This is a genomic window from Paenibacillus sp. EB106-05-06-XG162 (assembly GCF_058791655.1).
Genome location: NZ_JBYTDT010000018.1, coordinates 55,564 through 67,754 on the forward strand (window position 1 = coordinate 55,564; position 12,191 = coordinate 67,754).

General features: G+C 39.2%; 6 protein-coding genes. All 6 read right to left on the reverse strand.

The window, feature by feature from the left end:
- Positions 1–77: 77 nt before the first annotated feature.
- The 6 genes from AC3WU2_RS26275 to AC3WU2_RS26300 all read right to left on the reverse strand — a co-directional run bounded on the left by AC3WU2_RS26275 (position 78) and on the right by AC3WU2_RS26300 (position 12,191).
- A complete protein-coding gene (locus tag AC3WU2_RS26275; protein ID WP_492457913.1) occupies positions 78–1,172 on the reverse strand; it encodes a PD-(D/E)XK nuclease family protein in 1,095 nt (364 codons plus the stop codon).
- Complete coding sequence (locus AC3WU2_RS26280) at positions 1,153–6,858, reverse strand: DEAD/DEAH box helicase (RefSeq protein ID WP_492457914.1); 5,706 nt, start codon at positions 6,856–6,858, stop codon at positions 1,153–1,155. The genes AC3WU2_RS26275 and AC3WU2_RS26280 overlap by 20 nt, the downstream gene beginning before the upstream one ends.
- Positions 6,859–6,873: 15 nt before the next feature.
- Positions 6,874–7,854, reverse strand: a complete 981-nt coding sequence (locus AC3WU2_RS26285; RefSeq protein ID WP_492457915.1) for a hypothetical protein — start codon at positions 7,852–7,854, stop codon at positions 6,874–6,876.
- A complete protein-coding gene (locus AC3WU2_RS26290) occupies positions 7,847–9,886 on the reverse strand; it encodes a hypothetical protein (protein WP_492457916.1) in 2,040 nt (679 codons plus the stop codon). The genes AC3WU2_RS26285 and AC3WU2_RS26290 overlap by 8 nt, the downstream gene beginning before the upstream one ends.
- Before the next feature lie 935 nt (positions 9,887–10,821).
- A complete protein-coding gene (locus AC3WU2_RS26295) occupies positions 10,822–11,229 on the reverse strand; it encodes a hypothetical protein (RefSeq protein ID WP_492457918.1) in 408 nt (135 codons plus the stop codon).
- A 422-nt stretch (positions 11,230–11,651) separates the two neighbouring features.
- The gene (locus tag AC3WU2_RS26300) at positions 11,652–12,191 is read right to left on the reverse strand and encodes a hypothetical protein (RefSeq protein WP_492457919.1); all 540 of its coding nucleotides are present in this window, start codon (positions 12,189–12,191) and stop codon (positions 11,652–11,654) included.

Sequence of the window (12,191 nt, forward strand, 5' to 3'; positions counted from 1 at the left end):
TCTTTTTAGTATGAATTCGACAAACAACTTATTATTCCTTTATATTTAGGTTTCTTATAGTATATTTGACCTAGATATTAAAATGTTAATATTGTTGTCATAGGTCCTTCCTTATAACAATTTTCTACATTATCTGGAATTAAATTGTAGACTGCGTAATGTTTTTTAGGGACAATGTTATGTCTACTAGGTTGTAAGCCCCTGATCCTATAGATCTTATTATTATGTTTTAGTTTGAGTAATTCGGTCCCATTGCCCAACCGAGTTACATCCACAAATTCCCCTGCGACATCATATGGCCAATCTTCAACGCTTTTACTTCTCTTCTTCCAATAGGGAGAGCATGCGGGCCTATACCTGCAAAATGTGCAATTTTCGCGTTTGGGATTGGCTAGCAATGTTTGCTGCATCTCGCGGTCATAGTTACCTATATATAAGCTTGAATTAATATCCTCTAAGATTCTGCGAGCCTGTTTTTTTAGATTCAAACAGTCTTCTGTTGAAAAAGCCAGTGAGTGAACAGTTCCATTTAATTCTATTATTTTTAATGAGACCGGCCACTCGTGAATATTCTCGTATAGAGTCACAGCATAAAGCATAAGTTGATTCTTATACTCTGGCTTAATCTCTATACCCGTTGGCTCAAAAATTTCACCTGTTTTATAATCAACAATCTCATAGCCATCCACTGTCCAGACAATCTTATCGACAAACCCTCCTATGGTCTGATCTTCTGATTCTATCCATCGCTCATTTCCGCTAAATAACTTTTGTGTAGCACTTCGCTTTCTTTGTAGTAACGAAGCAGCGGTCCTTATAAGTTGTCGCTTTTTTACTTCGTATTGCTTGACGAACTTCTTCAAAGGGACGAGATGTCTGGTCTGCTCATCATTGAATAACTCCTGCTCTGCTTCGGATAAACATTCATTCCATGCCTCTTCAATATATTCAGCACTTTGAATATGACCTTTACTTGCCATTTCAAGTAACTTATGGACCGCTTTTCCAAAATAAGTACTAGGATATGAAGGAAGCAGCCCTGGATACCCCGAGGCTGCATACACTTCTCTTAATTTACATTGAGTGAATCCAAAAAAGCGACTAGGTGCTATTCTGCTAAGTTGTTGGACTGGATTGATCTGGACTAACACACTACCACCACGTTTCCACATCTTTCCCTAATTGCTCATGGCACCAACCAGGACGACGTAACAGGTTAAAGGTATCCATATAGAGAGGAGATCCTCCTGCTTCATCGACTGCATCGGCTAATAAGCCATTATGAGTATGTTGTGACCATAAAGGATGCACTATGATTAGATTTTGACTGCCAATACGCAGGCCAGGAAGCTCACCAAATTTGACTTGTTCGTAATGGAAGTAATCTGCAAATTGCTTTGTCAGTCTATCCGCCATATTATTCCAATTATACAGTTCGTCATGGGCAAAATCCCCATCTAGTCCACATTGGTAATCTTTACTGTTCATCGCATTTAGATAAGCAAGACCAAGTCGCCAATCCAAAAGTCCGTGGTACTGCATATTACGATAGTTCATTAGACAACTATAACAAGCAGAATCGCAATCATGCTGCTTTCCAGTAATGAATTTTATAAACGAATACTTTTTCGAACTAACAATACTTTCGATTACTGAAGTCCAATTATTTTCCAGCCATTTGACGAAACCTGCACCGTTGGGCAACCTATCGCTTAGGATTATTTCGCCTACTTCGCTACCATCCTTAGCAATAGATTTGATATGTTCACAAATTTCAATTTCATCAGTATCAATATCTAATCGCTCAACTACAACGGATCGCAATAAAAAGCCCGCAGAAATCATAGCAGCTCGTGAGGTAATTTTCGTTGGATTTAACTCAAGACCATTCGGTGTCTCGCTTGGTTTGATCCGTAAAAGATCCGTTGTTTTAGCCGCTGCAATACCAATTTCCTCTAGGTTATTGAAACTATGATCACTGGTGTATTTGTACTTTTCTAGTATCCATTGCCCTTCCATTTCTGGTGCTTCTATAACATAGCCATTTGGCAACTTCAATTTATTCGTAGTAATAATACCGCCGCGAAATAATTGTTTATTGTTATCGTTGATTCTCCATACACGTGATTCATTGCTTAGATTGATTGAAGTGTTAGAGCTACTAATTGTCCTAAAATCAACATGTGTCCCTTCAGCTATGTTGGCCGGGGCACCAGAAGTCGTCCACTCCTCCTCCATGGCATCTTGCCCCTTCGAATAATCAGTTCTAAAAGCTATCGGAATGGCGACATTTATCTCTCTATAGGCTGTCCCTTTCGGAGTTCCGCATTGTGCACACATCTCCGATGGCTGATTGACTCTCAAATAACCACAAGCATTACAGTGTGCTATTTGATACCGGTGTGGTAAGGGGTTTCTAAGATCCGACGGCTTCCATGCGTTTTGTACCTTTCTCAATGGCGCAGTAAAGCCAATTGCCGTATGTATCGCCTTATTCTTAGTTTTTTGGGCACCTGGTGAAAATTCAGTAATCGCAAGCTCAATATCACGATCTATGTTCAAAACAGCCGGTGACCTTTCTTCCACACCTCCGTGGTACAGATATCTCGTCCGGGATGGCATTCCGAACATCGGCAATTTAGCTCCTTCAGCCAAGCATTCTGCTAGCCCCTCCCCAGTGAGTTCAGAGTTTTCATAGCATCTTTCAATTTCAGAGACGATATCTTTTTGAATATACTCTAGATAATGATTAATGTTTTCGACATCATGTTCCCAAATCGGAATAATCGCCCGAACAACCTCTTTTAAGACGATTGTATTATTTTTTAGCCAAGCTTTAAGCTTGTCTTTCCTTTCAGGCCAATCGGACTTAAGTCCGAATTCTCCGTGAGAATCTGGTGGATTATCTGGTCCATCAAACCACTTTACACCAATTCCAATGAATGCCCGCCGCAAGCTTTCTTTCACAATCAACCGTTTAATGATTTGTGGTTGGTTCGTGGTAATAAACGGGACCGGAGGAGGATCTCCAGTGATAGCAGCGGGATTTTGGAAATAATGGTCGTCGTGGCTTCTGCCTCCTCTACAGAGCGTGAGGACATAAGAATAAGCTTGACCCCTTCGTCCAGCCCGACCGACACGCTGCTGATAGTTAAAGCGCATTGGAGGCATATTGGCTAACATAACAGATTGCAAGTTACCAATATCAACGCCTACCTCCATGGTCGTAGTAACACTGAGAATATCAATTTCATCTACTTGTTTAACTTGTTGTGTTCCATTCGAGTCAAGCAAAATACCCCGAAAAAGCCTTTGCCGTTCCGCTTGATCATCAGTTTGTGCTGTGAGCTCTTCGGCATGCAAGCGGGTTGGCCTCCGATCATTCGAAACCATATATGCAAGATAATTCTTATCCATCAGATCTCCACATGAACCATCTGGATCATCTGCGAGTTTTGTATAACATTTTGTACAAACTGAAGCAGAACGATGTAGATGTGGTCGTTTGCAGTTAGGACAATTCCAAAATGAATCTTCTGGTGAAGATACTTTTAAATCGAGTTTATCTGTAATAATCATCGCGCCTTCATGACCGGAGCGGTTTATGGATTGGAGAACTTTGTTTCCTAGCGTCTCTATGCGGCTAGATGGAATGCCATTCACGCTACAAACTGAGCTTATATAATCTTTAAATGTACTTCTTGCATTCTTAAACTCTATCCAAGAGTGTTGTGGAAAATCAGAACCCTCATGACGGTAAAGATCACCTAAAATCCGAATCGAAGAATTACATATTTGTTTGTATATTTCCACATTAATCGATAAGTCCGCCGCAGTACCTTCCAAAAGAGAGTCATCAAGTTGTATAGCAGGGTATCCAAAGCCTGATGATTCAAAACTAAAATAAAGTCGACTGAAGAAAAGATCACTAAGTGATTCCCTGACTTTGGCTATAATTTTATTTTTTACCGTTCCTGCTTCGGGTGGTAAATCCTCCACCCAACTGTTTTTATTGAAGTCAAATAATTCAGTCCATCTGTGCTCTTTGAGTCCCCATTTAAAGGATTGGAACTCTATATTATTACCGGCCGGATTGACACCAAGGGCAATGAATCGGGAAATAAGACGCCCACATTCCCTATCTGAACTGGCATGAAATAATTCTTTACACTGATAGATCGCTGTTTCTTTTCTTTGTCTAATTCGCCCAAGTTTTTCCAGACAATCATCATATGCTGCACGAAATATTGAGTTTGTAGGCCGTAGCATTTGGGCCATTTCGATACAATCCTTCAAACCCGTCTCTGCTTCTGGAAAGACGGACATATACTCTCTGGCTAAATCAGTAAGAGGAACATCATTTTCCAAATAATCTAGTAGTTGGGCTTCCCCTAGGGTACATAATCGCAATTCGCTCACAACAATTTCACGTAACAAGTCGTTATAATTGTTACGTTCTACCCCATTGGATATTTGAGCAGCATCTTCTCGACTATCAGAGAAGATAACCAATTTTTTCTCATCATCGCTCGAAATTTGGTGAAAAAGTTCTTTGGATAAGATTTGGCTCACCTTCGAAAAGCCAGTTCGGAATCCCCGAATAGGACTTTTTCTAGATTTACGCAAGGAATAATCTGCTGAACAACATGGGCAAACAGATGGAAGCGTGTTGAAATCTTTTTCAATCTCATCATCATTACACTCAAGATCATACAGAAATCCTTTGATAAAATTAGCAGGATCTTCATCTGCAGCTTCATGTGTAAAGGTCACGGATCCTGTTGCAGAGCTAAGTGACGTCTGCTTCCATTCAGCATTCACCTCTTGCTTTTGTTTTCTAGGGTTCTTCTGTTTCCAAGGACGGACATCTTTATGTAGCGACTCGGTATTAGAAGGCCAAAAAATGGCGTAGTCTTTATATTTTTTTTGTTCTACTATGTTTTTACGATTTCGATCCGGAATTCCCTCAATATCAGGATGAGTAACCAGCAATTCTAAGTTACCATCTGCTAATTTCATTCGGTTACCACCGTAAAACACTGTACCGCACTGTTCGCAATATAGGAGTTCTAAAATACGCTTTCCTTTACTATCGACAATGTCAGGTTTTGCGTAGAGCTTACCAACGGGATTAGCCGGATTTTCTAATGTAGTGGATGCCCATAATCCCTCGATATTACGGAAGAACCAGTGGAAACGAAACGATGGTAGACTGCTTAGCTCTTTTTTTGTATCACACAACTCACGTGCTGTAAAAAGACCAGTTAATGCAAGATTCCGTTCCTCTTCCTTAATATGGGTTCCAAAGAGTTTTTCCGAAAAAGTATCTATTGAAACCGCACGAACCATATTGGTTATTTCATCTTTACATGCGGCGAGCATGGTCGAAGCGAGTTTCAACCCTTTGGACTCTAACGTATCTTTTAGTGCAACAATTCCGTCTTTTTCTCCTGTGTATCCTAAGTTTTTGACCAAGATCGAAACTGCCTGATCTGGCACCGTAGTATACATTGTTTGAAAGTCTGCAAAAACCTGACTCGGTAAGATGACTCCTGATTCTGTAGGAATCTCATCAGGAACACCTGTAATGATCTCAAAACGCTCCTCTGGAACACCAAAGAAATCTTGAAGAAATAACCGGCTATCTTGATCTTCAGGCTCCAATGATGCACTGGATGCCAAAATCCGCAATTGCGGATGATCTGGGGTCAAGCCTATACGTTGAAGCATGATCTTCAACAAATAAGATACTTCAGCTCCTGACGTCCCCCGGTATAAGTGAAGCTCATCAATAATTAAATGAAATATATGATCTTTGCTTTCCTCAAGCCATTTCTTTGTATTCTCAAAAATTCCTCCGTCGACATGACGCATCATCATAATGCTAAGCATGGAGTAGTTAGTAATTAATATATCTGGAGGTGCATCCTGCATATCCCATCGAGATCTCATCTCTGAACCATCCAGTCTCGGGAAAAAGTATGGTATATCACTCTTACCAACTTCCTGAGCGTATCGTGCCGCCTCGACACTTACTTGTTCCACACTGCTCATTATATCCGTCAATTCTTTGATTTTACCGGTGTTGGGGTTACCAGTCTTCTTGAGTTCATGACCTGCAACAGGTGTTGATCCGTTGTACCTTCCAAAATAAATTCTGTTACCATTTAGTTCCCTTTGGTAGAACTCTCTAGCTTTATCTGAATCTAGCGCTTTTCTAAGCCGTGTTAATTGATCTTCTACAAGTGCGTTCATCGGATATAAAATCATTGCACGTACGCCAGAGGGGCGGGTCTCATGCCCTCTTTGAGGCACACGGAACGACTGTTGCATGCTATGTTTTTTCCCTACCACCGGATTGCATGTGTCATGCCAGTCCTCGTTTTTCCACCAATCGTTCACTCTTGGATGTGGGGGTTCTGGATTGTTCCAGCTTACAGATTCTTTTGCTAAATATGCGAATAACGGAAGTAAGAAGGACTCTGTTTTACCTGAGCCTGTTCCTGAAGTAATAACGCAATGTTTTCCAGTTAGAGCTGTCGACAACATACGCTTTTGATGAGTGTATAAAGGAAGATCTTCTTTGAATAGCCCGCAAGTGGCCAACTGCTGAAATAAATTTATCTCTTTTGGAGTGAAGCCATGTAAATCATGTTTCGATAGATCATTAATTTGCATTTGAGAACTTTTGTATCTTGGCAAAGGTTCAATCCAAGGGTCTTGCGATAAAACCCCCGGTGTTAATAGTAGCTGTTTGCGCTCCTTCTCGAGAGAGGGGTACCTAGTACCGAATGCGGTCTGTACATATCTGATAAAATTTTCCCGAATTTCTTCGAAAGCCAAAAATGGATTAGACATAGAATCCCCCTGTTATTATATTAGGTTTGTTTCGTGCAATTGCTGTTGACCCAGCTTTGTTGAAATGGACTTAGCCATGAGGTCAGGGACTCTCTCATAAATAATCAACGACATATGTTCCTTTAACAATCCAACGGATTGCATAAGTTCTCCTTTTCTTGGATATAAACCAGAGCAAAGAACCGCGGCTCGATGTATCGGTTTTGGAAGGGGAATCGTAAGTGGAACGGCCATTCTTTGTTTTTTCACATCATATAGTAAAACACTTATGTTATGACGTTGAAGTGATAGGTACCTTCCCCAATTTTTATCTACAGCAGCAGCCTTTTTTCCAGCCCAAAACCATATTATTTGCTGTTGTGTAATGGGGTTCGTATACATCATCAACTTATTCATAGAATTGTCTCTCCCCTCGACAAATCGTAATCTGTTGGGGCTAAACACGCTACATTTCCAGTTGGGCTCTGATTGGTCGGAATAAACAAGTGAATGTTCAATCTCCTCTAAGTTTGAAGCCATCGTAAGTACAGAATAAGCGGCTGGATACTCTAAATGACATTCTAAGTTTAAGCGCTCCGCCAATTGAGAAAGAATATATATACTTGTTGCGACTACTTGAATAACAGAGGGAAGCACCGGGACCTCTGCTGATTCATCAGTTTGTATTGATACCTTAAAAAAACGTTGGTTTTTTTGAGCTGAGTTTAGCAGCTTATGTAAAAGGGCTTCATCCCTTCCCCCGGTTAGAACAGCTACAGGGAGACCTAATTGTGGAAGCAAAGCCAGCGTTGGTGGACAAACGGTAACATGCCTCGTTTCGTAATTCACTTCGCAATGTCCTAGTGCCTCTAGGTGAATTAAAACTTCTGAAACCGGCCTCAATTTAAGTTCGTCACACTCTAGACGGGTCAGCATTAGGGTCTCATAAATGGATCTAAACTTTTCAAATGTTACCCTACCAAGAGAACTTATTACTGTTAAAACATCGTTAAGCATTTTCTGCCACCTCGACATATTGGTTCCATAACTCATGTAGCAAATCAAACTCAAAGGTAGGCGCTTCCATGACCTTAGGCATCAAAAGAATTGCATCTTTCCATTGAGACACATTAGTATAATCACCATTCTGGGCTACTGGCTTACTACGAGTAATTCTGTCAGGACTGCAGTAATGAAGTTTCCATCTGTTTCGGCCTTCTTTTGCAATAGCCCATACAGGTTTCCATAAAAATTGTTCCCTTTCAGAATTACGCACCCAGTGAATTACTTGACCAATTTGCCTTCCAATAAAAATAATTTCATTTGACAGAAATGTAGGCAGGGAGTAATGTTCAATAACATAATCCGGACGATTGTATACGTTAGGACCAATTAAAAGTGTTTCGGTATTGTCAGTAGCATTTCTCACCTGTTCCAAGTACATTGATTTATTCTTAATACGAATAGCAGGTTTTACGAGCTGGAAAGTTACTTTTCTCATTTCATCCAGTTCTCCATCAACTTGCAGTACTAATGGCTCATTCAATGGTAACCCTGGAGGTAAAGTCCAACAATCATGTTCTGCATTATATTTTAAGCGCTGGTCATTTATCTTAAGGGTCTCTGAATGATCCGTATTTTCGATTATTGCGGCTGGTAGTACAACATCTAAAAATCGATTGCTGTTACCTAATCGAATACCACCAGATAGCCGAACTTGTACTTGGCTTGAAAATGTGAGCTCGGCGATACCATTACACGAAATTTTAGGATTTATCCCTTGAAATAGAACCCATCCTTTCGGAAGGATACTATTTGGAATTTGACCAAAAGCATCGCAGGCTTCCTTACCCCATTTTATAATCTTCTCAACAACATAACTGTGACATAACAACGCAAACTGAGCTCCGCGTTGCAATTGGGGGATTTCTACGTAATAGTTATTAAGACCCAATCTCTGTCCTCTTGTAAATACACGGACATGCTTCCCTACCAACTTTGTAGACCACTTGTTATCTTTATCTTCAAAGATCCAACTTCGAGATAGGTCAATGTTTGTGATTTCTAACATCTTATTATTTTCATCTTGAAGGACAGTAGACCAATTCTGTAGGCTACCTTTACAATTAAATGTGCCCTTAACTCCATTTGCTATTAGATTTAGCGGTTCCTCAGGGAATGTATTATTGGAAAAAATCCTAAAGGAAAATTTCGGACTGTTCTTAGTCTTGTCATGATCCAAACAGAGAAACAAACTAGAGCGCACTTTCCCTTCAACTTTTGATAATGCCGTGCTCGGTATCGTCCCATTCCAATGAACAAGATCATCCCTTACTAAGTCTATTAAGGCTTCAAAAAGTTCCCGATATTCTTCTTCACCTTGTAATAAGCGCATGGTCCTTCTTGAAAAAATATCCTGTCCATGGTTAATTAGTACGTTAACTAAATCGTTATTAAGTGGTGGGCTGGTTGGATAAAGATCACCTCTATGAAATAAAAGCGGGAGGGCTCGTCTTTCATTTGCTGATAAGATGGACTGAGACTGTGGAATTCCGACGTGTCTCTTATGTCCTCTAACCCTTACAGTAAATCGTCCTAATGATTCATTCTTATCTTTTTTGCTCCATAATTCCAAGTCCCTCCATAACAACCCCATTTGGTCAAATTTAGGGTACTGCCCCTGTATCTCTTCTTCTCCAAGCAATTTGCGTAATTTGGGGTAATAAGCATTGGGAGAAAAGTTCTCGTTGTCCGCACTACCTGCAAGCACAAATAAAGCAAGATAAGCGATGTATGGTGGGTACCTTGCATCTTTCTTGCGCCAATCACAAAAAACCGAATAAGCCTTTTGACACAAGTTGATACTTTCATCACGCCATTTAAAAGGTCCCTGAATTACAGCTGAAATAAAACCACGTAAATCCTGTCCAATTGATTTTCCAAGCTCATTAATAACTTGGTCATCTATGAACAACAATACTTCACGACCATCCATCTCGGGATGAAAAAAATGCTCTGCTATGACCTTATTCCATAATTTATATGACATTTCCTATGCCTCCTTTATGTTAGCACGGATATAGGTGAGAGATTTTTAATTGATTCCTCTAGAGTTTTCGTGAATCCTATTTTACATAATTGATCTAAGCATTCTTGAATGGCAATTAATCCAGATATTAATCAGCCTGCATAATAACTCTTCAATGATTCACAAAGATATTCTAGGCATTTAATGGCAACGTCGGATTTACGATTCTTACTGAAATAGCTATGCTGAGACACAACTTTTTGAACTTCTGTTATTGACTGTATTGAGGTACCATAATGGTGGAATGGTACTGGAAAACATTGATCTTCCTAATACTCGATATAAAATCTCACACTAAATTTATCCATAAAAAGCATATCATGATTAGTACATTTGGTCTACGATAGCATATGCTATGTAGTCCTAATCACACAGTAAATAGCCCGATTCAGTATCGCGGCTGTAAGTTGTGTTTGGAGTTCATGACTATTTGTTACAGCAATAGAGATAGTAGTATATAACCCTTTCTATTGCTGTGAGATATTAAGCAAATCTATTCATTAACACTAATCAGCATCAACTTCTCCATAAACCCACCACTCTCTTCCTTTTTAGCTATTCTAACCTTTTCGAAATCCTCAATGTTGATTCAGATGGAAGGTGACCACCTGTGAGCACCGGGGAAGACATAGTGGGAATACTAATGATTATATAAAAGAAGTCAGCATAGTGGGTAACGAGTATGAATGCGACATCGACATCACTGTTAGCGAATGGAGAGTCTAATGTGTGACGATGTGATCTTCAACGAGAAGCGATTAGAAACATATATAAGTGAAATCGTCCAACTATAGTTTTCTTATTCCTTTGTCGGATCCATATCGTTTACGGTCAATTTCTTCCTTAATTATTTTCTTGGCTTCCTTTTCGGAAATATTAGCGAGTGTGTATAGCTATCAATCAATTCTAATTCTAGGTGGGTGTTTCTTTGCTTCTTCACTCACCAATTTATTAATCCGTCTTATCACTTTTATAATACTCTGAGGACCGATGCCGATCTCGACGTTATATTCCTTTATTTCCCCTTTAATGGACCAGCGTAGTGTCTCGGCCCATCCATCGCAAACTATGAAATCTTTCCCCACTAGATCAATCTCTTTCTCCCAGATGCGCTCAAGGAGGAGCACTTCTAAGTTATTAAACACACGTGTAGACACAAACCATTTGTGATGGCCCTGCAGAGGTACTAAATTTCCCTCGTATTCGATTATCCCCTGAGGGTCGAAATGAAGTTTATAATAACCTCCCCCGTAACGACCGAAATACTCAAGCTCTATCCAATCCAATTCTGACTTTCTATCCATTAAATTATCCTCTCTTTTAATACCTTAGGGTTTTGAAAATAACAGTCTTAGACTTGCCGATGTTTCAATTGAGCTATCGTTCTGCGTTAGCTTAATGACCTGACCTGTCATTTATGGTACGGTTCACCGCAGCACATCTAAGCACAAAGTACAACTTGACCACAAAATATACATCAGTATATAAAGACAAGACCACTCCTGACAATGGAGTGGTTTCTTTGCATAGAACTTCTCTTTTATTTAATCAACTTACTTGCTTTTCAAATTAGTATTATCCCAGTCATACTAACGGTAAGCCTTTTCCCTTTGGATTCCACCCTTGAACAATTGCTTTTAAGATAATTCTACCTTTAGGGGATACGCAATTACGGAAGCAATCAAATAAGAATACGAAAAGCATTCTATGTCTATCCCTTTATCTATTATTCAATAATTTGTAATATCTTTGAGTTTAATTCCTTGAATCCATCGCTCATGTGAACTGGAGTCAGTAAGAATAATTCTTCAGTTAACTTTAGAATATATTCTGCCACTAAAGGTAAATAACTAATACTCATTTGAGTTTCATTTGAAACTAGTCTGTTTTTCATTAAATCCGAAACTTCTTTAAAAAACTTTGCAATTGGTTTTGGTTTCGCTTTTACATTATTATCTGTTGAAATGTATTCTTTTTGAAAAGGAAAAAAAATATCCGATTCGTAGTATTTTAATAAATTATATGTACAAGTTGCAATTAATATATATCGTGTTTTTACACTTTCAGTATACAACAAATATAGGTCATCAATTGTTCGATCTACTGCTTTAATATAATAATAATTCGTGTCCAATTCGAGATTATCTTTTAAACTTGAATTTGTAAAATCTATCAACTCCTGACTAGTGAATAAATTCTCAAGTCTTAATTCTTCTTCATCTTTAATAATTGCATCCATAAATTTCTTATCAATTTTCATTTCCAT